Source organism: Phenylobacterium koreense (assembly GCF_040545335.1).
In the GTDB taxonomy this organism is placed as follows: Bacteria; Pseudomonadota; Alphaproteobacteria; order Caulobacterales; family Caulobacteraceae; genus Phenylobacterium; species Phenylobacterium koreense.
Map to the genome: position 1 here is coordinate 575,520 of NZ_JBEPLU010000002.1, position 20,489 is coordinate 596,008.

General features: G+C 68.3%; 22 protein-coding genes, 1 tRNA gene and 1 pseudogene. 7 read left to right on the forward strand and 17 right to left on the reverse strand.

All coding sequences use genetic code 11. From position 1 onward, the window contains the following. The first annotated feature begins 212 nt into the window (after positions 1-212). On the forward strand, positions 213-1,013 hold the full coding sequence (locus ABID41_RS14595; protein WP_331931423.1) for a helix-turn-helix domain-containing protein: 801 nt from the start codon (positions 213-215) through the stop codon (positions 1,011-1,013). On the opposite strand, the gene ABID41_RS14600 is transcribed toward ABID41_RS14595, so the two are convergent. From ABID41_RS14600 to ABID41_RS14620, 5 genes are all read right to left on the reverse strand, one after another. Next, positions 1,010-1,426 carry a DUF3574 domain-containing protein gene (locus tag ABID41_RS14600; protein ID WP_354297902.1) on the reverse strand — a complete coding sequence of 139 codons (417 nt, stop codon included), beginning with the start codon at positions 1,424-1,426 and terminating at the stop codon, positions 1,010-1,012. The genes ABID41_RS14595 and ABID41_RS14600 overlap by 4 nt on opposite strands. Before the next feature lie 49 nt (positions 1,427-1,475). Beyond that, positions 1,476-2,696, reverse strand: coding sequence for a lysozyme (locus ABID41_RS14605; protein ID WP_331931419.1), 1,221 nt, complete (start codon positions 2,694-2,696; stop codon positions 1,476-1,478). A 69-nt stretch (positions 2,697-2,765) separates the two neighbouring features. Further along, positions 2,766-4,196, reverse strand: coding sequence for a magnesium transporter (gene mgtE / locus ABID41_RS14610; protein WP_331931417.1), 1,431 nt, complete (start codon positions 4,194-4,196; stop codon positions 2,766-2,768). A 61-nt stretch (positions 4,197-4,257) separates the two neighbouring features. Continuing rightward, positions 4,258-4,342 (reverse strand) — tRNA-Leu (locus ABID41_RS14615). A 48-nt stretch (positions 4,343-4,390) separates the two neighbouring features. Next, positions 4,391-4,663 carry a FliM/FliN family flagellar motor switch protein gene (locus ABID41_RS14620; protein WP_414695963.1) on the reverse strand — a complete coding sequence of 91 codons (273 nt, stop codon included), beginning with the start codon at positions 4,661-4,663 and terminating at the stop codon, positions 4,391-4,393. A 60-nt stretch (positions 4,664-4,723) separates the two neighbouring features. On the opposite strand from ABID41_RS14620, the gene lipB reads away from it, so the two are divergent. Then, on the forward strand, positions 4,724-5,449 hold the full coding sequence (gene lipB / locus ABID41_RS14625) for a lipoyl(octanoyl) transferase LipB (protein ID WP_331931413.1): 726 nt from the start codon (positions 4,724-4,726) through the stop codon (positions 5,447-5,449). Positions 5,450-5,643: 194 nt separating this feature from the next. Here lipB and ABID41_RS14630 read toward each other — a convergent pair whose 3' ends face one another. Further along, complete coding sequence (locus ABID41_RS14630; RefSeq protein ID WP_354297903.1) at positions 5,644-6,675, reverse strand: alpha/beta hydrolase fold domain-containing protein; 1,032 nt, start codon at positions 6,673-6,675, stop codon at positions 5,644-5,646. Between the two features lie 29 nt (positions 6,676-6,704). Between ABID41_RS14630 and ABID41_RS14635 the strand changes: the two genes are divergently transcribed. Next, complete coding sequence (locus ABID41_RS14635; RefSeq protein WP_331930487.1) at positions 6,705-7,076, forward strand: helix-turn-helix transcriptional regulator; 372 nt, start codon at positions 6,705-6,707, stop codon at positions 7,074-7,076. 29 nt (positions 7,077-7,105) lie between these two features. Here ABID41_RS14635 and ABID41_RS14640 read toward each other — a convergent pair whose 3' ends face one another. The 3 genes from ABID41_RS14640 to ABID41_RS14650 all read right to left on the reverse strand — a co-directional run bounded on the left by ABID41_RS14640 (position 7,106) and on the right by ABID41_RS14650 (position 9,899). Next, on the reverse strand, positions 7,106-7,507 hold the full coding sequence (locus ABID41_RS14640) for a DUF805 domain-containing protein (RefSeq protein ID WP_331930489.1): 402 nt from the start codon (positions 7,505-7,507) through the stop codon (positions 7,106-7,108). 88 nt (positions 7,508-7,595) lie between these two features. Further along, on the reverse strand, positions 7,596-9,572 hold the full coding sequence (locus ABID41_RS14645) for an acetyl/propionyl/methylcrotonyl-CoA carboxylase subunit alpha (RefSeq protein WP_331930491.1): 1,977 nt from the start codon (positions 9,570-9,572) through the stop codon (positions 7,596-7,598). A 6-nt stretch (positions 9,573-9,578) separates the two neighbouring features. Beyond that, complete coding sequence (locus ABID41_RS14650) at positions 9,579-9,899, reverse strand: heavy metal-binding domain-containing protein (protein ID WP_331930493.1); 321 nt, start codon at positions 9,897-9,899, stop codon at positions 9,579-9,581. Between the two features lie 59 nt (positions 9,900-9,958). Between ABID41_RS14650 and msrB the strand changes: the two genes are divergently transcribed. Next, positions 9,959-10,447, forward strand: coding sequence for a peptide-methionine (R)-S-oxide reductase MsrB (gene msrB / locus ABID41_RS14655; RefSeq protein WP_331930495.1), 489 nt, complete (start codon positions 9,959-9,961; stop codon positions 10,445-10,447). Here msrB and ABID41_RS14660 read toward each other — a convergent pair. From ABID41_RS14660 to ABID41_RS14675, 4 genes are all read right to left on the reverse strand, one after another. Beyond that, positions 10,444-11,256: an aminoglycoside phosphotransferase family protein gene (locus tag ABID41_RS14660; RefSeq protein WP_331930497.1), complete on the reverse strand. Its 813-nt coding sequence runs from the start codon at positions 11,254-11,256 to the stop codon at positions 10,444-10,446. The two genes, msrB and ABID41_RS14660, sit on opposite strands and share 4 nt — an antisense overlap. A 46-nt stretch (positions 11,257-11,302) precedes the next feature. After that, positions 11,303-12,172 carry a BON domain-containing protein gene (locus ABID41_RS14665; RefSeq protein WP_331930499.1) on the reverse strand — a complete coding sequence of 290 codons (870 nt, stop codon included), beginning with the start codon at positions 12,170-12,172 and terminating at the stop codon, positions 11,303-11,305. Positions 12,173-12,266: 94 nt separating this feature from the next. After that, complete coding sequence (locus ABID41_RS14670; protein WP_331930501.1) at positions 12,267-13,799, reverse strand: acyl-CoA carboxylase subunit beta; 1,533 nt, start codon at positions 13,797-13,799, stop codon at positions 12,267-12,269. 80 nt (positions 13,800-13,879) lie between these two features. Next, positions 13,880-14,605, reverse strand: a complete 726-nt coding sequence (locus ABID41_RS14675) for an ATP12 family chaperone protein (protein ID WP_331930503.1) — start codon at positions 14,603-14,605, stop codon at positions 13,880-13,882. Between the two features lie 43 nt (positions 14,606-14,648). On the opposite strand from ABID41_RS14675, the gene ABID41_RS14680 reads away from it, so the two are divergent. Beyond that, positions 14,649-15,449 carry a DNA glycosylase AlkZ-like family protein gene (locus ABID41_RS14680; protein ID WP_331930505.1) on the forward strand — a complete coding sequence of 267 codons (801 nt, stop codon included), beginning with the start codon at positions 14,649-14,651 and terminating at the stop codon, positions 15,447-15,449. Between the two features lie 23 nt (positions 15,450-15,472). Next, positions 15,473-15,790, forward strand: a pseudogene (locus ABID41_RS14685) (DNA glycosylase AlkZ-like family protein); the annotation flags it as partial. A 146-nt stretch (positions 15,791-15,936) separates the two neighbouring features. On the opposite strand, the gene ABID41_RS14690 reads toward ABID41_RS14685, so the two are convergent. Next, entirely contained in the window at positions 15,937-16,920 is a 984-nt protein-coding gene (locus ABID41_RS14690) for an RluA family pseudouridine synthase (RefSeq protein WP_354297904.1), read from the reverse strand. Positions 16,921-17,078: 158 nt separating this feature from the next. Between ABID41_RS14690 and ABID41_RS14695 the strand changes: the two genes are divergently transcribed. Then, positions 17,079-17,828: a hypothetical protein gene (locus ABID41_RS14695; RefSeq protein ID WP_331930509.1), complete on the forward strand. Its 750-nt coding sequence runs from the start codon at positions 17,079-17,081 to the stop codon at positions 17,826-17,828. A 7-nt stretch (positions 17,829-17,835) separates the two neighbouring features. On the opposite strand, the gene ABID41_RS14700 is transcribed toward ABID41_RS14695, so the two are convergent. Genes ABID41_RS14700 through ABID41_RS14710 form a run of 3 tightly spaced genes read right to left on the reverse strand, consistent with a single transcriptional unit; the run spans position 17,836 to position 20,464 of the window. Beyond that, the gene (locus ABID41_RS14700; protein ID WP_331930511.1) at positions 17,836-18,324 is read right to left on the reverse strand and encodes a CC0125/CC1285 family lipoprotein; all 489 of its coding nucleotides are present in this window, start codon (positions 18,322-18,324) and stop codon (positions 17,836-17,838) included. Between the two features lie 47 nt (positions 18,325-18,371). Continuing rightward, positions 18,372-19,166 carry an RluA family pseudouridine synthase gene (locus ABID41_RS14705; RefSeq protein ID WP_354297905.1) on the reverse strand — a complete coding sequence of 265 codons (795 nt, stop codon included), beginning with the start codon at positions 19,164-19,166 and terminating at the stop codon, positions 18,372-18,374. Next, positions 19,163-20,464, reverse strand: a complete 1,302-nt coding sequence (locus ABID41_RS14710; protein ID WP_354297906.1) for a replication-associated recombination protein A — start codon at positions 20,462-20,464, stop codon at positions 19,163-19,165. Before ABID41_RS14710 ends, ABID41_RS14705 begins: the two co-directional genes overlap by 4 nt. Positions 20,465-20,489: the final 25 nt, after the last annotated feature.

The window sequence follows — 20,489 nt, forward strand, 5'->3', positions numbered from 1 at the left end:
GTGACCCAGTGTCTCATTGTCCTCATCCGAGTGTGGAAGCCGCGACCCGGGTCGCCGCTTACGAGGTCTCCAAGTAAGCGCCGCGTCGTGGACCGCACTGCGGTCCGACAATGGAAGGGCCGGTTCTCGAAAGGGAGCCGGCCCTTTGTCTTTCAGGGATCATTACCTCGCAGGTCATGGAGCCGGGTCCCAAGCACCGCTAGGCTTATCCCATGACCGCACAAGCCATCGCAGTCGGCGATCATCTTCGCCAATGGCGCCAGCGCCGCAGGCTCAGCCAGCTCGACTTGGCGCTCGACGCCGAGATCTCCACCCGACATCTGAGTTTCCTGGAAACCGGCCGCGCACAGCCGAGTCGCGAGATGGTGCTGCGGCTGGCCGAGCACCTGGAAATCCCCCTGCGCGAGCGCAACACCATCCTCGTATCGGCAGGTTTTGCGCCGATGTTTCCACAAAGGTCCCTGAATGACCCGGCCCTGGCGGCCGCGCGCAAGGCCGTGGAACTGATCCTGACCGGCCATGAGCCGCATCCGGCCCTCGTGGTCGACCGCGGCTGGAATCTGGTCAGCGCGAACCGGATGATCGCGCCGCTGCTGGAGGGCGTGGAGGCGGACCTGCTGGCTGGGCCGGTCAACGTGCTGCGCCTGACGCTGCATCCGAGAGGACTGGCGCCGCGAATCGCCAACCTGCATGAATGGCGGACGCACCTGCTGGATCGGCTGCGGCGGGAGGTGCAGCTCACCGCCGATCCCGGCCTGGCCGACCTGCTTACCGAGCTGAAGGCCTATCCGATCCCAGGCGGCCAGACGCCGCGCAAGGCCTCGGACGAATACGGCGGGGTGGCCGCGCCGTTCCAGTTGCACACCCAGCTCGGCCTGCTGTCGTTCTTCAGCACCACGACGGTGTTCGGGACGCCGGTGGACGTCACCCTGGCCGAGCTGACCCTGGAAACCTTCTTCCCGGCCGATGCGGCCACGGCCGAGGCCGTCCGGCGACTGGCGGCGAACGCCTAGAAATCGACGCAGGCGGCCTGGGTGACCAGCAGCACCGATTCCTGATGGAAGCGGGCCTTGTAGGCCTTGCGAGCGGCCTCGAGCTTCTTGCCGGCCTCCGGCCCGTTGGGCAGGACCAGGACCACGACCTTCGAGGCCTCACGGATCAGCCGGTTCTCGTCGCCCTTCCATTGGCCACCGCCGTCGAGCACGGTCAGGCCGCTGGGAAACAGCGGAGTGAGTTCCTCGTCCACGAACCTGCGGAACTCGGCGTCCGAAACGCCGGGCTTGCCGCCTATGTTCTGGCCGAAGAAGAGCTGCGCCGTACGCATCGGCTCCTGCCCCACCGGGCAGGCGGCAGGCGTCGGCAGGGCCGCGCAACCCGCCAGCGCGAGCGCTCCCGCCATCGCCGATATGGAAACGAGACGCATCATCGGATGCGTCGTTAGCATGCGTCGCCCCTAGCGAGAAACCGGCGCGTGCCTATTGGTCGCGGTCGGGACGTCCGTCGATCTGCTCCAGCGCCGGCCGGCCGAGCCGATCGAGGATCAGGTAGACCGCCACACCGACCAGGGCGACGCCGAGGATTCCGGCGAGCCATACCACCGCGCCGCGGCTCAACGGGCCGTTCGCATAGGTGGCGGGCGTGTTCATCGCCCAGAACACTGAGCCGCCGAAGATGGCCAGGCCCGCGGCGGCCAGCGCCACGGCGGGGCCAAGGCCGCCCTTCCGCTTGGCCCGCGGACGCGGACCGAGACGATCGGTGAAGAGATCGGCGACCGGCTCCTCCTGCGGCCGGGCCGCCGGCGCCGATTCGGCCTCGAACAGGGTCGGTTCGGATTCGTTGGCGGCGACCAGTTCGAGCTTGGGCTCCTTGAAGAGATCCGCCGGCTCCGGCTCTTCTTCCTCGGGCGGGGTCAGCACGAAGAGCGCGTCGGCCGCCGCATGCGGAAACGGCGCCATGGCGTTGCGCTCTTCGACCACGAGGCGCGGCGGCTCGGGCGGCAGTTCGACCTCCTTGAACACCCCGGCCAGGCGCGAGGAGACGGATGCCGCGGCCTGCGCCGCCGCGCTGGGCGGCTCGTCATGGGAGATGGGATGTTCCTGCTCGGTCTCGTCGAGATAGAGCGCAGCCGTCGTCCCCTCCAGCGAGGTGCGTAAAGCGGCCGGAACCTGGCGCGGCACGACACCGGTGGCGTCGAGGTCCACATTCGGCCGCACCACCGGACTGGGGGTCGGAACCCATCCGTTCGGCGGGGTCAGGAACAACGCCTTCTCAGCCGAGCGGCGGCGGACCAGGGCGTCGACCACGATCTTCTCGCCCTCGAACTCGGCCTTGCGCCAGAGCTCCATCGCACAGGCGGCCTGGATGAAGGCGCCCTCGTTCAAGCGGCGCAGCACCGCCGAGTGGCGGAAATTCTCCGCGCCGATGTTGAAGGCGAAGGCCACCAGGGCGTCGAACTGGTTCTGGTTGAGGGGCGCGAAGACCCACTCATTGACCACGTGGGAGATGGCGATGAGGTCGTAGATCAGCAGCGCCTCGGCGTCGTCCGCCGAAACCTCGGCGCCCTCGCGCGCCGTGAGCGTGTGGCCATAGCCGATGGTCCAGCGCCCGTCGGGCGCCTGGGCCGCCTTCCGGCGATAGCCCTCGCAGCGCTTGATCAGCTCGATGGCCGCTCGCGACACTTGATTGCGCGATTTCATCGATCCCGTTGACCCATCCTGACACACGGGCGCACCCACCCGGTCATTAACCGGCAAGATAGGGGCCGCTTACAGCAGGATCAGCGCCGCAAGGCCGAGAAACGACAAAAACCCCGTAAAATCCGTCGCAAAGGTCACGAAGACCGACGACGAGACGGCCGGGTCACGGCCGATCCGATCCAGCACCAGCGGCGCCAGCACCCCCGCCAGGGAGGCGACGAAGAGGTTGATGATCAGCGCCAGCCCGAAGGTCACGCTGAGCTTTACGTCGTGGAACAGCAGGAAGATCACCCCGCCGGTGACCAAGGCCAGGGCTGTGCCATTGGCCAGGCCCACGGCCATTTCCCGGAAGACCGTGCGGTAGGCGTTCACCTCGGACAGTTCCTTGCTGGCCAGGGCGCGCACGGCCACGGCCAGGGCCTGGGTGGCGGCGTTGCCTCCCAGGGAGGCCACGATGGGCATCAGGACCGCCAGGGTGACCAGCTTGTTGATCTCGCCCTCGAAGGCGCGGATGACGCTGGCCGCAAGGGCCGCGGTGACGGTGTTGAGGGCGAGCCAGGGCAGCCGCGCACGGATGATGTCCAGCACGTCGGCGTTACGGCCGGCGTCGGACACGCCGGCCAGGGCGAGGATGTCCTCCTCGCTCTCTTCCTGGATGACGCCGACGATGTCGTCGACGGTGATCTGGCCCACCAGCCGACCGCCCGGCTCCACCACCGGGGCGGAGATCAGGTGGTACTTGTCGAAGATGTAGGCCACCTCTTCCTGGTCCATCCCGACCGGGATTTCGGTGACCGGCTCCATGAGCTGGGCCAGCGGCGTGTTGCGCGGGGCGCGCATGAGGTGGCTGACGGGCGCGGCGCCGACCGGCTTGTAGGCCGGGTCCACCACATAGACGTCGAAGAACAGCTCCGGCAGGCCGTCCGCTTCGCGGCGGAAATGGTCGATGGTCTGGCCGACGGTCCAGAACTGGGGGGCGGCGACGACCTCGCGCTGCATGATTCGGCCAGCGGTCTCGTCCTCGTAGGCCAGGGACGATTCGATCGCCGTCCGCTCGGTCTCGGGCATGGCGGCGAGCACCTGGACGCGCTTTTCGTCCTCCAGGTCGTCGACGACGTCGGCCGCGTCGTCCGAATCGAGTTCTTCGAGGACCTTGGCCAAGGTCGCCGGGGCGACGGTCTCGAGCACTTCTTCGCGAATCTCGGTGTCGAGTTCGGAGAGAATCTCGGCCAGAGCGTCGGACGGCAGGTGGGCGAGCACCTCCTCGCGATAGTCCGGCGAGAGGAAGCCCATCAGGTCGGCCACGTCGGCCGGGTGAAGCGCGCCCAGCAGCTCCCGCAGGCGCTCGGCGTCGCCGCGATCGGCGGCGTCCACCACCATGGCCACGAATTCGGGATTTAGGGCGTAGTCCTCGCCCAGGGCGAGGTCTTCCAGGTCTTCTTCGAGTTCCGGAGCGTTCTTGTCTTCGGCTTCGGACAGGTCGGCCGTTTCGCGGCTCATGCGGACCTCCCTAGGCGTCGGACAAAGTTTTGCTCAGTCGCTCTTGAAGACCCTGATTCACTGGTGCGGTCGAGAAGACTCGAACTTCCACGGGTTGCCCCACAGCGACCTCAACGCTGCGCGTCTACCAATTCCGCCACGACCGCTCGTGGTGAGGCGCGGCTGGTAGCAAACCCCCACGCCTTTGTGAAGCCCTACTGACCACCTGCCATGAAGTCATACACATCTGCCGCACGGGTGACGGCGATCGAGATGCGATCTTCGTTGATCTGGATCTCGCCGCGAGCGACCGGATGGTTGTTCGCCAGGATCCAGACTTCCTCGTTCACGCCGGCGTCCAGCGGGATCACCGCCCCCCGGCCCATACGCAGCAATTGCTGCATCGGCAGGCTCGAGCGGCCCAGGAGGACCGAGATCTCGACATTGACCGCATCGACCTGACCCAAGACGCAAAGCCCCCAAAACACTAGAAGTCTGGCAAGCGCGGGCGTTGCGAGACGCCGCGCGAGCACCACATTGGGTCTGACATGCTTGACCGGTCGTTAAACATCCTTACCGAGCCCCCGGTCTTCGGCCGCGAGGACGGCGCGCCCGCCGGATGGGCGGTTTCGCAGGGTCAGGTCCCCTACCCCGAGGCCGTGGCGGCCATGGAGGCGCGAGCCGCGGCCATCGCCGAGGGCACAGCCGGGGAGCTAGTCTGGCTGCTGGAGCACCCGCCGCTCTACACCGCCGGCGTCTCCTCGAAGGAGTCGGACCTGCTGGATGCGAATCGATTCCCGGTCTTCCAGAGCGGGCGCGGCGGACAGTTCACCTATCATGGGCCCGGCCAGCGGGTGGCCTATGTGATGCTGGACCTGACCAAGCGCCGTCGGGACGTGCGGGCTTTCGTCGCCAGCCTGGAGGCCTGGGTCATCGGGGCGCTGGCCCGCTTCAACGTCGAGGGAGAGATTCGCGACGGCCGGGTCGGGGTGTGGGTCGAGCGGCGCGCGCCGGGCGTCCCTCCCCGCGAAGACAAGATCGCCGCGATCGGCGTGAAACTGCGCCGCTGGGTGTCGTTCCACGGCATCTCGCTGAACGTGGAGCCCGAGCTCTCGCACTTCTCCGGCATCGTGCCCTGCGGGATCTCCGAGCACGGAGTCACCAGCCTGGTGGACCTGGGCCTGCCGGTGACCATGGACGAGGCGGACGAGGCCCTGAAGGCCAGCTTCAAGATCGTGTTCGGCGAGGTGGAAGAGGTCGTGGCGCCGGTTTAGGGCGGGGTGACGGGACTTACGGTGTCATCCCGGCTTCGGCCGCAGGCCGAAGCCGGGACCCATGAACACCGGATCTCTCAGAAACAGGTTGGGCCGGCCGCGCATCCTTGTCGGGCGCGGCGCGTATGGGTCCCGATCTTGCTTCGCAAACCGGGATGACAATGTAATTGGAGCCAGACGGTCTGCTCGCCACGCTAAGCATCCAACCGGCGGCGGATGAATTCGGCGGCGAGTTCGATGGACTGGCGGGCCTTTGGAGTGCGCATGCGCTCCCATACGTGGGTTTCGTCGGACCAGAGCCGGACAGTGAGATCGCCGCCGACTTCGCGGATCCTGTCGGCGAGGCGGACGGCGTCGTCGTAGAGGATGTCGCCGCGGCTGGCGTGGATCAGCATCGGCGGAAAGCCGCTCCAGTCCCCGAACAGGGGCGAGGCGATCGGGTCGGTGCCCGGACGGCCGTCGAGATAGAACCGCGCGACCAGGGCCAGGCTCTCCATGGTGTAAGGCGTGGTGCCCATCAGGGAAGCCACGGTCACCGACCAGCTCTGCAGCGACAGGTCCACCCAAGGCGAAAGCAGGACGACGCCGGACGGTAGGGGCAGGCCCTCGTCCCGTCCCTGCTGCAGGGCCGCCAGCAAGATGGCCGCGCCGGCCGATTCGGCCAGGGCGACGACAGGCTCGTCGGGCCAGGTCTCATGGAACCACCGCCAGGCGGCGAGGATGTCGTCGACGGCGGCCGGACAGGGGTGCTCGGGCGCGAGGCGATAACTGGGGGCAAAGACGCGGGCCTCGGCCGCGGCGGCGAACCGGGCGACCAACTCGGTGATCTTCGGGCTGCGCTCGGCGATGAACGAGCCGCCGTGGACGTAGAAGACGAAGCCTCTGGGCGTCGCCTTGCGCGGGGCGAACCACTCGGAGGGCGCGGGCGGCGAGGAAAGGCCCGCGCCGGGGCCGATCTGGCGCACGGCCTCGGCCTCAAGCCGCGGCAGGATCGGCGCATCAAAGCGCTCGTGGATGCGGCGCTGGCGGGCGGTGTGGGCGGCGAGCGCCTCGGGACCGGCGGCCTCGGCCCGCAAGGTGGCCCGCATGGTTCGGGTCACGATGGCCTGCATGGTCCGGTTGACGAATCTGCGCCACGCCGATTGGAGGCCGGCCGGCGCGTCCATCTGGCGGAACTCGACGCGCCCTCCGGCGACGAATTGGTCAGCAATTTCAGCTAGGCTCATGGAATTCGATTCATCTGCCCGACTCGACCATGAGCGACGACGACGCATTCGACCAGCGCTTGATCAAGTCCGCCCAAGCCTATGCCCGGCTCTATCCGAGTATCGGACCAAGGTTGAAGGCGGCTTACGATTCCGGCCATCCCGCCGCGCGGCAGGCGGCGAGCGCCATAGCCGCGGCCCAGAGGCGCGCCGAAGGAGCGCGGGAAACGGTCCTTCGCGACCGCTACGGCCTGAGCGCCAAGGAGGCGCAGGTGGTGCTGCATCTCACCGAGGGCGGCGCCGTGAGTTCCTGCGCCGAGGCCCTGGGCGTCGCAGAGAGCACCATTCGCAGCCACCTGAAGGCGATCTTCCGGAAGACCGGCGCCAACCGGCAGGCCGAGCTGTTCGCGCTGGTCGGCTGAGAAGCGACTTCTCCCTCCCCTTCGTGCGCCTAGACGCCGCTGCGCAGCGGGTTGGGGCCATAGCGGTTGGATCCCATCTCGCCGCCCATGACGCCGAGTTCAACCACCGCCCAGACCAGGGCGAGGCCGAAGAGGAAGTCGAAGAAGCCGATCGGCCGAGGCCAGACCGCGACCAGGGCGAAGAGGATCAGGGCCGCCCACCAGCCGGACTTGCCGCGGTCGTGCAAACGCTTCGAGAGCACGCAGGCCCCGGCATAGATCAGGGCCGGATAGACGAACCAACCGGTCAGCCAGTGCAGGGTCACCCCGACCACGGCCTCGTAGACCGAGGCGACGCCCAGCAGGGCCGCGGCCACGATCAGAAACGGCGCGCGGGCGATGCGGCCGTCGGCCGACAGCAGCAGGGCTCCAAAATCGGTCTGGCCGTTCATCGCCGTCAGTCCCCGGATTCGCCAAGCAGCATCCGATCGAATCCAATCGAATGCTGCTCAGATTCTTTTCGGCAGCGGGGACAATAGCTCAGGCGAACTCCAGCAGCACCTCATCGGCTGCGACGCTGTCGCCGGCCTTCGGACCGACGGACTTCACGACCCCATCGCGCTCGGCGCGGATGATGTTCTGCATCTTCATCGCCTCGACCACCGCCACGGCCTGGCCGGCCTGGACCGACTGTCCGGGCTCGACGTCGATGCTGACCACGAGGCCCGGCATCGGCGAGATGATCAACTTGGAGGTGTCTGCGGCCTTCTTGGGCGGCAGCTTCTCGTGCAGCTCGGCGGACCGGGGCGTCAGGACCAGCACGTGCAGGGTCGTGGCGCGATGGCGGATGACGAAGCCCTCGGCCGCCGGCTTCACCGAGGCGGTGAAGGGCTTGCCGTCGAGGGCGCCGCGGAAGAGCGGCAGGCCGGGCCGCCAGTCGACGTCGGTGAGGGTGACGGCGCGGTCGCCTTCGAAGGTGACCTGGAAGGCGTCGCCGCCGTTCGAAAGGCGCACGCGGCGGCGGTCATGGCCGGCGACCACCACCCACTCGTCACGCAGGAGCTCGGGCGCGGCGCGGGCGGTCAGGCGGCGGTGCATGGCGCAGGCCACCGCCGCCAGCAGATCGCGCTGGGAGTCGGTGGGCGGGACGCCGATGAAGCCCTCAGGGAACTCGTCCTTGATGTAGTTGGTGGAGAGCGCGCCGCTGCGGAAGCGTTCCTGGTCCATCACCGCGGCGAGGAACGGGATGTTGTGGCCCAGTCCCTCGATGTGGAAATCCTCCAGCGCCCGGCCCATGGCGTCGATGGCGGCCGTGCGATCAGGCCCCCAGGTGGAGAGCTTGGAGATCATCGGGTCGTAGAACATCGATATTTCGTCGCCCTCGCGGACGCCGGCGTCGTTGCGGACCTTGGTCTTGCCGAACTCGCCCTCCTCCGGCGGCGCGTAGCGGACCAGTCGGCCGATGGAGGGCAGGAAGCCGCGGTAGGGGTCTTCTGCGTAGATGCGGCTCTCGATGGCCCAGCCGTTGATCGAGAGGCCATCCTGACCGAAGGCGAGCTTTTCGCCATAGGCCGAGCGGATCATCTGCTCGACCAGGTCGACGCCGGTGATCATCTCGGTGACCGGATGCTCCACCTGCAGGCGGGTGTTCATCTCCAGGAAGAAGAAGCTGCGATCCTGGCCGGCGACGAACTCGACGGTGCCGGCGCTGTCGTAGCCGACGGCCTGGGCGAGAGCCACGGCCTGGGCGCCCATGGCCGCGCGGGTCGCCTCGTCGAGCAGCGGGGACGGCGCCTCCTCGATGACCTTCTGGTTACGGCGCTGGATGGAGCATTCGCGCTCGAAGAGGTGCACGACATTGCCGTGCTTGTCGCCGAGCACCTGGATCTCGACGTGGCGCGGGCTCTCGATGAACTTCTCGATGAAGATGCGGTCGTCGCCGAAGCTGGCCTTGGCCTCGGCTCGGACGGCGGGGAAGCCTTCCTCGACGTCCTGGGGCTTCCAGGCGACGCGGATGCCCTTGCCGCCGCCGCCGGCGGAGGCCTTGATCATCACCGGATAGCCGATGTCGGCGGCGATCTTCAGGGCGTGGGCGGCGTCGTCGATCTCGCCCACGTGGCCGGGCACGGTCGAGACCCCGGCCTTGGCGGCGAACTTCTTGCTCTCGATCTTGTCGCCCATGGCCTCGATGGCCTTGGGGTTCGGGCCGATGAAGACGATCCCCTCGTCGGCCAGCCGCTTGGCGAAGCCCGCGTTCTCCGAGAGGAAGCCGAAGCCCGGGTGGACCGCCTCGGCGCCGGTCTGCTTGCAGGCGGCGACGATCTTGTCGGCGACAAGATAGCTCTCCGAGGCCGGCGCGCCGCCGATGAAGACGCTCTCGTCGGCCATCTCCACGGCCATGGAGTCGGCGTCGGCCTCCGAATAGACCACCACCGTCGCGATGCCGAGACGGCGGCAGGTCTTGATGATCCGGACGGCGATTTCGCCCCGGTTGGCGATGAGAATCTTCGAAAACATTGAACCCTAGCGCAGCTTGACGGCGGTTCCGGCGGCGGTGACCATCAGCATCCCGTTGTCGGCCCCGAGGCTTTCGTAGTCGAGATCGACCCCGACCACGGCGTCGGCGCCGAGCTTTGCAGCCTCGTCGCACATTTCGCGCAGAGCGATGTCGCGGGCCTCGCGCAGGGCCTTTTCGTAGCCCCCGGCGCGGCCGCCGATGATGTTGGTGATGCCGGCGAAGAGGTCGCGGAAGATATGAGCGCCGATGATCGCCTCGCCGCTGACCACGCCCACCGTCTGCGAGATTTCGCGTTCGGCGATGTATGGCGTCGTGCTGGTGATCATGCTCTCATCCTCCAGGGGCGCACTTTCGAAAAGACCATGAGGACCTTAGATTGGAGCCCATGAGCACGCCAGCCGCCTCCCCTTCCGGATTCGACCTGACACCGCCGGACGCGGCGGAACGCAAGCGCCTGGAAGCAGGCCTTTCGCAAGAAGAGGCGGACGTCCTGCTGCGCCACGGAACCGAGGCCCCGTTCTGCGGCGGCCTGCTCGATAACAAGGAGGATGGGGTCTACTGCTGCCGCCTCTGCGGGCTGCCGCTGTTCCGCGCCAAGACCAAGTTCGAAAGCGGCACCGGCTGGCCCAGCTTCTTCGCGCCTTTCGACGAGGCGCATGTGGTCGGCGTGCGCGACGTCAGCCACGGCATGGTCCGCATCGAAACCCGCTGCGCTCGCTGCGACAGCCATCAAGGCCACGTGTTCCCTGACGGCCCGCCGCCGACGCGGCTGCGCTACTGCATCAACTCGGTGTCGCTGGAGTTCGTGCAGAACGGCCAGCCGCTACGCGATCCCCTAGGCCGCGGCGATCAGGCGGCCTTGGCGACCGCCTAGGTTTTCAAGGCCGCGGCGGCGAGTTCGACGATGGAGAGGTCGAACCTCGCCGGGTCGTCTTCGAGGAACCAGGCGGCGGAAAGCCCGCTGTAGGCCAGGATCCACATGAGCAGGCGCCGCGGCTCGATGCCGGCGCGCTGCGAGACCAACGTCAGATAACGGTCGAGGCGTCCTGGCTGCAAGGCGTTCGCCAGGTCGGGATTGCAGAAGGGGTTGGCGTAGTCGTAGCCGCGCTCGCCGATCACCGACTTCGGGTCGATGGCGAGCCATCCCCGCGGACCGAAATCGAGGACATTGGCGTGATGCATGTCCCCGTGCAGGGGAACGACGTCGCGCGGTTCGGCCAGCAGCGCCTGCGCGGCCCTGTTCGCCTCCAGCAGCACGCCGCCGCGTGCTGAAGCGGCCGGTTCCAGGGCGCGGAACCAGACGTCCAGCGGGACCAGGCTCGGCGGCGGCGGACGGCTCCTGGGCTGGTGCAGCACCTCGAGCGCCTCGCAGATGATCAGGGTCGCCGCGTCGTCCTGGCCGCGCCTGGACATCTCCGCGAGGGAGCCGGTTCCCGTGGCGCGCTCCAAGAGCAGCGCCTCGCCATCACGGGCGAGCACCTGGGCGGCGCCCTTCCCGCCCCACCATTCCATGAGCGCGCCGCCGGCCAGCTCCTCCGGCGCGGAACTGAGCTTGAGCATGGCGGCGAGCCCGCCCTGCCGAACCGGCAGCAACCGGCTATCGGTGTATTCGGTGGTGAAGGCTTCGCCGTCGGGGACCAGTCCCCAAAGGTCGAGCCAAGGCTGGAAGCGCTCCCCCGTCATGCAAGGCAATCTAGGCGCCGAGCATCACGGGGGAAGCCTCTCTCCTCTAATTCGTCCGGCCGCGCGCCGGTGGAGCGCCCTCGGTGGCGATGCGCTCGGCGTTGGCGCTGTCGCCAAAGCCGACGCCTGAGCCGGTGATCGGATCGGGCCGGCGGACGCGGAGGTTGTTCTGGACATGACTGATGCCGGACATGTCCTCGATCAGGCGTTCGGCCCGATGCTTGGATTCGCGTTCCGGCACGGCGCCGGAGAGCGTCACCTCGCCGTTCGAGACGGCGACGCTGATGGCGCTGGCGTCGAGCCACGGGTCCTCGGTGAGCCGCTCGTGGACGTCCTCGCTGATACGCTCGTCAGTGCGCTTGTAGCCGCTGGGCCCGCGACCGCGATGCTGGCCGCGGTCGTCCTCGCCGAACCAGGAGGCGACACGATCAGAGGCCCGTTCCCAGAAGCCGCGACGTTCGTCCTCGTAGTGGCCGCGGTGGTCGCCATGATGCTCGCCATAGGCCACCCGATAGGCCCGCTCATCGTCGCGCCAGCGGTCGCCGTAACGATCCGGATCATAGCCGCCTGCGTAGCGGCTCATGGGCTGGGCGCCGCCGCGGGTGATCGAGTAGGGCGCGTACTCTTCGCGATAGAGGCGCTCGCGCCCGGTGTCGCCGTAGAACCGGCCGCCGCGCGGGTCGGTGTCGTAGCTGTAGTTACGCCCCCCATAGCGTGAGCCGGTGTAGTCCATGCCGGTCTCGCGCTCTCCGAAGGTCCGGCCGCGGTCATAGTCGCGCGGCTGGAAGCTGCGTTCGTCGCGATCATAGCCGCGCTCGTAGCGATCGTCGGAAGCGTAGCGCCGGTAGCGGTGAGGTCCGCGCTCGCGGCCTTGGCGGTCAAGCTCCTCGCGCTCGTCCATCCACCTGTCGGCCATGGCTGTTCTCCCTGTAATCATCGTTCGTCTTGCGAGCGACAACGAAGGGGTGACGGCGAGGGTTCCGAACTGGCGACAGCCCGCTCAGGCCAAGCTAGAGCGGGATATTGTCGTGCTTTTTCCAGGGATTGCTGAGCTGCTTGCCACGCAGGTTCTTCAGCGCCCGGGCGATCCGCCGCCGGGTCGAATGCGGCATGATCACATCGTCGATATAGCCGCGGGCGGCGGCGACGAACGGATTGGCGAAGCGGTCCTTGTACTCGGCTTCGCGGGCGGCGATGGCGTCGGGATCGCCGATCTCGGAGCGGAAGATGATCTCCACCGCGCCCTTGGAGCCCATGACCGCGATCTCGGCCGACGGCCAGGCATAGTTCACGTCGCCGCGGATGTGCTTGGAGCTCATCACGTCATAGGCGCCGCCATAGGCCTTGCGGGTGATGAGAGTCACCTTCGGCACGGTGGCCTCGGCATAGGCGAACAGCAGCTTGGCGCCGTGGCGGATCAGGGCGCCCTGCTCCTGCTTGGTGCCCGGCATGAAGCCCGGAACGTCGACGAAGGTCACCAGCGGGATTTCGAAGGCGTCGCAGAACCGGACGAAGCGCGCAGCCTTGCGGCTGGAATCGATGTCGAGAACGCCGGCCAGCACCTGCGGCTGGTTGGCGACGACGCCGACCGTGGCGCCTTCGATGCGCCCGAAGCCGCAGATGATGTTCTTGGCGTAGTCCGGTGAAACTTCGAAGAAATCGGCCTCATCCACAACCTTCAGGATCAGCTCCTTCATGTCGTAGGGCTTGTTCGGATTGGTCGGGACCAGGGTGTCCAGCGACGCCTCGGCGCGCTCAGGAGAGTCGTAGCTTTCCCGGATGGGCGGCTTCTCGCGATTGGACAGCGGCAGGAAATCGATGAGGCGGCGGACCTGGGTCAGCGCCTCGAGGTCGTTCTCGAAGGCGCCGTCGGCGACGCCGGACTTCAGGGCGTGAACCCGATAGCCGCCCAGCTCCTCGTGGGTGACTTCCTCATGGGTGACCGTCTTCACCACGTCCGGGCCGGTCACGTACATGTAGCTGGTGTCCTTCACCATGAAGATGAAGTCGGTGATCGCGGGCGAATATACGTCGCCGCCGGCGCAGGGGCCCATGATCACGCTGATCTGGGGGATGACGCCGCTGGCCAGGGTGTTCTGCAGGAAGATGTCGGCATAGCCGGCCAGGCCGTCCACGCCCTCCTGAATGCGGGCGCCGCCGGCGTCGAACAGGCCGATGATCGGCGCGCCGACCTTGAGCGCCTGCTCCTGCACCTTGACGATCTTGCGAGCGTGCGCGTTAGAGAGCGAGCCGCCGAAGACCGTGAAATCCTTAGAGAACACGAACACCAGGCGGCCGTTGATCTTGCCCCAGCCGGTCACCACCCCATCGCCCGGCACCTTGTTGTCGGCCATGCCGAAGTCGGTGGCGCGGTGCTCGACGAACATATCGAACTCCTCGAAGGAGCCTTCATCGAGCAGCAGGTCGAGCCGCTCGCGCGCCGTCAGCTTGCCCTTGCCGTGCTGGTTCTGGATCCGGCGCTGGCCGCCGCCCTGGCGGGCCTCTTCCCGACGCTTCTCAAGCTCTTCAAGGATATGCTTCATGCCCGGCTCCACTCCGAAGCTCGAAGGGGTAGTCGGACGGTTCCCCCCTGGCAACATTCCCGCCGCGTCAGGTCTCGCAGCTAGGCGAGCGCCTTGAACCAGGCTTCGAGCATCTGCGCTTCGGCCAACAGGCGCGCCGTGCGCTCGGCCGCCTCCTCGTCCACGCCCCACTTTTCTTCCTGATAGGCCTCGTCGATACGCGAGAGGGTCCAGGCCTCCTCGCCGTTCACCCAACCGCGCTGGAGCGCGAAGGCGAGAACCGCCGAGCCGAACAGGGCCGTGCCGAAGGCGACGCCCGTCAGGGCGAAGTCGTCGAGCGCCTGCGCCAGGCCCTTCACCTTGGCGAGGGTGTCTTCGGGCTGTTCGGTGTGGATGATGCCGGTGGCGCGCTTGAAGACCAGGGCCAGCTCGTGTTCGGCCCGGCGCAGCACAGGCTCCCAGGCGGCGACCTGGCGCTCGTAGAGGCTGTCGCCTCTTTCGGAGAAATAGCAGAGCAGGTCGGAGGCCGCGTATTGCGCGACCTGGGCGGCGGTCGCGTCCCTGGCCTGGGGAACGGCCTCAGTGGCGGTGAAGGCCAGGCGGGTGACGTGCATGGCCGCGACCTCGATGTGCTCGCCCTGGGCCTTCCATTCGGCGGCGACCAGTTCGGCCAGGGCGCGGGTCGGAACCGAAAGCTTGCCGCCCTTGGGAGAGCGCACGTTGCGTCCATCGAGCTTGACCGCAAAGCCGCCGTCCTCGGCCACCACCGCGACGTCCTTGTAGAACCGCCTGGGCTTTTCGCCGGGTTCGATGAAGCCTTTCTGCACACTCGCCTCCTTGCGCCGCGAAACACTGCGCGAGGGCGTGGAAATGACCGCCCGGGACGCGTTGCGCAAGCACCACTGCACCGGCATCCTTCACCCGATGGCCGAAGACCTGCTTACCCCGCGCGACCTGAACCGCATCCTGCTGGCGAGGCAGATGCTGCTGGAGCGGGCGGAACTGGCGCCCGTGGAGGCGCTGGAGCAGTTGTTCGCGGTCCAGGCGCAGTTGCCGCGCGCGCCGTTCCTCGGGCTGTGGGCGCGGCTGAAGGGCTTCTCCAAGGCCGACCTGCGCAAGGCCATCGAGGAGCGCAAGGTCGTGCGCTCGACCCTGATGCGCGGGACCCTACACCTGGCCGCCAGCGGCGACGTGCTGACCTTCCGCACGACGATCATGCCGCCTCGCGACGTCACCCTGCCGGGAAGCGTGAGGCCGACGCCCGAGCTGCTGGACAAGGTGCTGTCCATCGGGCGCCAGCACTTCGCCGAGACGCCACAGGACTTCGAGAGCATCCGCCAAGTGCTGGAGGCCGAGGGTGTCGAGCCGGTCCGCCCCCTCGCCTACGCCGTGCGGATATTCCTGCCGCTGGTCCAGGCGGCCGCCGAGACCGAGTTTGGCCACGAGCCGGGCGGGCGTTTCGTGATGGCGAAGGCCTGGCTGGGCGAGGACGAACAAGCCGAGCCGCAGGCCGCGGCTCTGGCGCGGCGCTATCTGGCGTCCCACGGCCCGGCGCTGCCCGCCGACTTCGCAGCGTGGTCGGGGTTGAAGGGCGCCGCCGCGACCTTTGAGGCGCTGGGCGACGATCTGGTGAGGTTCAGGGATGGGGGGGCCGAACGCTCTACGACCTAAAGAACGCGCCGAGGCCGAGCGGCGAGACGCCTGCGCCGGTCCGGCTGCTGGCCGACTTCGACGGAGCGGTGCTCGGCCGAGCCGACCGGACCGGGATCATTCGGCCCGAACACACCAAGCTGATGGCCAGCAAGAACGGCCTGATCCCGGCCATGGTGCTGGTGGACGGCGTGGTGGCCGGAACCTGGCGGGTCGAGGTCAAGCGCAAGACCTGCGCTGTCGCTATTCGCCTGTTCGAGAAGGTCAGCGCGAAAGACCGCAAGGCGATCGAGGCCGAAGCGGCTTCGGTGGCGAAGTTCCTGGCGCCTGAAGCGGCCCTAGCGGTGACGTTCGGAGATTAGGCGAGGAAGCCTATCCAATCGTGCCGTCGCGATTTTGGCTGCAAGCCAAAGACCGGGATCCATGAACACCGGATCCTGGCAAAGGCCCCAGCCGGGATGGCTGGAGGGTGGCTCGCCCCTCCCCGTGGATGGCCGGGACCAGGCCGCTAGCGCTTCTTGCGGGACTTGAAGGGTTCGGGGTCAGCTTCGTGCTCGTCGAAACCGAAGCGGTCGAAGCCTTCCTTCAGCTCCTTGCTGATGGGCGCCTCGAGGATCAGCACGCCGCGCGAAGGGTGCGGGATGGTCAAACGACGGGCGTGGAGCTGCAGCTTGAGCTTGCCCGACAGTTCGGCGGAGGCGTCGGTCTTGTACTTTGGGTCGCCCAGGATCGGGTGGCCCATGGCCAGCATGTGGGCGCGAAGCTGGTGGGTGCGGCCGGTGTGCGGGCGCAGCGCCATCCAGGCGACCCGATGGGCGGCGCGGGAGACGGTGACAAACTCGGTCTCGGCCGGATCGGCGTGCGGGTCCTTGGGATCGGCAGGCACGACCATCTCGCGGTCGCCGACGCCCTTTTTGGCCAGGTGCAGCTCCATCACCCCCTCGGACGGCTTGGGATTGCCAAGGACCAGGGCCCAATAGGTCTTCTCCGCCCGGCGGCGAGCGAAGGCGCCCGAGAGCTTGGCGGCGGCGCCGGGCGTCTTGCCCAGCACCAGAACGCCGGAGGTGTCGCGATCGAGCCGGTGGACGAGGCGCGGGCGCTCCAGCCCCTCCCCCCAGGCGCTGAGCAGGCGGTCGATGTGCTTGGTCGTCTTGGTGCCGCCCTGCACCGCGAGGCCCGAGGGCTTGTTGAGCACCAGGACTTCCTCGTCCTCATAGATCACCAGCGACTTGGCATAGGCGATGTCGCGCGGGTCGAGGCCGGGCTTCTCGCCGGCCTTGGGCGCATCGGGCAGCGGCGGGACGCGGACCATCTCGCCGGCAGAGAGGCGTTGCTCGGGCTTGGCGCGGGCGCCGTCGACGCGGATCTGGCCCGAACGGGCGAGCTTCTGGATCTGGATCTGCGACACGTGCGGCCAGCGTCGGCGGAACCAGCGGTCAAGGCGGACGCCGTCCTCACCCGGATCGACAGCGATGTTGCGGACCTCCCTCACGCGAACACCCTCCGCGCCGCCGACAGGCGGCCGACGCCCGCGGCGACCAACAGAACCTTATCCATGGGCTCCTTATGCGCTGGTCAGCGCCCGGGACGCAAACGGTCGGTTAAGGCCGCTCGCGCATCTTCACCCTCCAGTCAGATTCGGATGCAGGCGTGTCGCGCGATAACCGAGCAGAGCTATCCGCGGGGCCGGCCGAAGGCCTGCCGCCCTGGACCATCGCCACCACCGCGCAGCGCATCCTAGCCGTGGACTTCTCCACCGAGGAGCTGATCAACCTGCGCCAGGGCGCGGCGGCCGCGCTGCGGGTCCGGCCGGTGATCCGGCATGTGAAGACCGGCGCGATCATCCCCACCTGGGCCTATGGACGGCTTTCCGACACCGACATGGAGGCGATCGACCACGCGACGTTGGAGTTCGCGCAGCGCCTGCGCCCCGCGGGCGGCCAGCTTCCGCTGATCCTGCCGCAGTCCTTTCGCACCGCCACCAGCCGCCGCGGCCGGGGGAACCTGAATCTCGCCACAAACGGTGACCCCAAGACCCTGAAATCGCAGATCATCATCGAACTCACCGAGGTCGATCGGGGCACGCCGAGCGGACGGCTCGGCGAGGTCTGCAACCTGCTCGGCTCCGCCTGCAAGGGCGTCTTCGTGCGCCTGCAGCCCGGACGGGACGCCATCACGCCGATCCGCGAGGTGCGCGCGCAGGGCCTGAGCCTGGACGCCGGCGACATTCCGGGCACGGACAGCTACGTCGCCTCGACCCTGCTGGAGATCGGCGAGCTTGCGCAAGGACGCGCGCCGCTGCTGGTGGCCCAGGGCCTGACCTCGGACGGCTTCTTCGCCGTGGCCGAGGTGGCGGGCTTCACTCACGTTTCGCTGAAGTGCGAGGCGAGCGCGCCCTAGGAGCGCGTCAGGCGCGCGGGCCGATGGCGCGCCGGATCTCGGCCGCGTTGTAGACCTCGCCGCCCGCCGGAGGCGCGCCCCGGCCCATGAGGATTTCCAGGGTCTGGCTCATGGCCGGGCCGCCGCCAAGATTGAAGCTGGTGCCCAGGCCCACGCCGAAACTGCTGCGGTAGGACCCGCGGCCGCCGCCGGCGCCCACCGAGACCCGCGGCCCGTTGTCGTAGCTGTCCTGGACCATGTAGCGCTCGACGACCCGGAACCAGTCATAGCCGGCGGCCAGGGTGAGATCTGCGGCGCGCAGCAGGGCGTAGTCGGCGACCTGGGCCATGGGCGCGCCCGGGCCGCCGCGGAAGGTCACCCGATAGCGGTCCTGCTCGATCCTCATCTCGGAGAAGCCGACGCCGGAAGCGCCGGCGGCGGGACCATAGACCGTCGGGGCGGTCGCGCAGGCGCTGAGCACGCCCGCAAGGCCAAGGATCACGAGCAAGCGTCGCATGTCTCACCTCACTGACCCGCTATGCCTGCGGCTCTCAGGCCTAACGGTCAAGCCTGCCCGCTGTTCCCGGTCGCCAGCCCGAGCGCTTGCAGCAGGCGTTCCATATCCGGCGGCGTCGGCGCCTCGATGCGCTTCATGCCGCCGTCGGGATGCGGAAACGAAAGCGCAGCGGCGTGCAGCATCAGGCGCGGCACGGGCTGGCCGCCCACCATCAGGACCCCGCCATAGCGGACGTCGCCGGCGATCGGCCGGCCGATGGAAGCCAGATGGACACGGATCTGGTGCATCCGCCCTGTCTCGGGATTGAGCTCGAGCAGGGCCGCGCCCTCGCCGCTCGCCAGGGTGCGGTAGCGGGTCATGGCGGTTTCGGCGTCGGGATGGTCGGGCGCGCAGGGCCGCATATAGGCCTCGCGGCCGAGTTCCTCGCGGCGCAGCGGCGTCTCGATCACGCCAGAGGCGCGGTCCGGCGCGCCGGGCGTGACGATGGCCCGGTAAGTCTTGGAAAAGCGCCGCCCCATCAGGTGCTTGCCGAGGAAGCTTGCGGCCGGCTTGGTCTTGGCCGTGAGGATCACGCCCGAGGTGTCGCGGTCGAGGCGATGGATCAAGCGGGGCCTCGCCTTGCCGGGCTTGGCGAAGGCCCAGAGCATCTCGTCCAGTGTGTTGACTTGGCCGCGGCCGCCCTGGCTCGAAAGGCCCGACGGCTTGTTGAGCGCCATGACCTGGGCGTCCTCGTAGATCACCAGGCTGCGGACCAGGGCGATCTCGTCGGGGCTCAGGACGACCGGCTTGGGTTCGGGACGCGCCTTGGGCGGCGTCTTGGGCGGCGGCGTGCGTGGCCTCACGACTTGCGGTTCCGCATCTCCGCCCAGCGCTCCAGGCGGTCCTTGATGCGCGCTTCGACGCCCTCCCCCTTGGGCTGGTAGAAGCTCTGCCGCGCCATGCCCTCGGGGAAGTAGTTCTGGCCGGAGAAGCCGCCCTCGACGTCGTGGTCGTAGGCGTAGCCCTTGCCGTAGCCGAGGTCCTTCATCAGCCGGGTCGGGGCGTTGCGGATGTGGGCCGGCGGCATCAGCGAGCCGGTCTCGCGGGCGGCGCGCTGGGCGGCCTTGAAGGCCATGTAGACGGCGTTCGACTTCGGCGCGGCGGCCAGGTGAACCACGACCTGCGCCAGGGCCAGCTCGCCTTCGGGACTTCCCAGGAAGTCGTAGGTCTCCTTGGCCGCGTTGGCGAGGACGAGGGCCATGGGATCGGCCTCGCCAATGTCCTCGGCGGCCATGCGGATCAGCCGCCGCGCGATGAACAGCGGGTCCTCGCCGCCCCCCAGCATCCGCGCCAGCCAATAGAGGGCGGCGTCGGGGTCCGAGCCGCGGACCGACTTATGCAGCGCCGAGATGAGGTTGTAGTGCTCCTCGCGATCCTTGTCGTAGGCGGGGCTGCGCTTCTGAAGGACCTGGCCCAACTCCTTGACCGACATCGGTTTCGGCGAGCCGATATTGAACAGCGTCTCGGCCAGGGTCAGCAGGTAGCGGCCATCGCCGTCGGCCAGGGCGATCAGCGCCTGGCGGGCTTCGGGCTCAAGGGGAAGCTGGCGCTGCTCGTGGGCCTCGGCCTTCTCCAGCAGCCCGGCCAGGGCCTCGTCGTCCAGGCGCTTGAGAACGTAGACCTGCGCGCGCGACAGCAAGGCGCCGTTGAGCTCGAACGACGGGTTTTCTGTCGTTGCGCCCACCAAGGTGACGATCCCTTCCTCCACGAAGGGCAGAAAGCCGTCCTGCTGAGCGCGGTTGAAGCGGTGAATCTCGTCGACGAAGAGCAGGGTGGACTGGCCGGCGGCCCGGCGCATGCGAGCCTGCTCGAACGCCTTCTTCAGGTCGGCGACGCCGGAGAACACGGCCGAGATCTGCTGGAACTCGTAGCCGGCTTCCTTGGCCAGCAGCCGGGCGATGGTGGTCTTGCCGGTGCCGGGCGGGCCCCAGAGGATCATCGAGGACAGGCGCTTGGCCTCGGCCATGCGGCGGATGGGGCCGTCGGGGCCCAGGAGATGTTCCTGGCCCACGACTTCGGTCAGGCGCTGCGGGCGCAGACGGTCGGCAAGCGGCGACGGCGCCTGGGGCGTCAAACCGGCGGCTTCGAAGAGATCGGCCATGGCGCCTTCTAACGCCCCTCGCCTC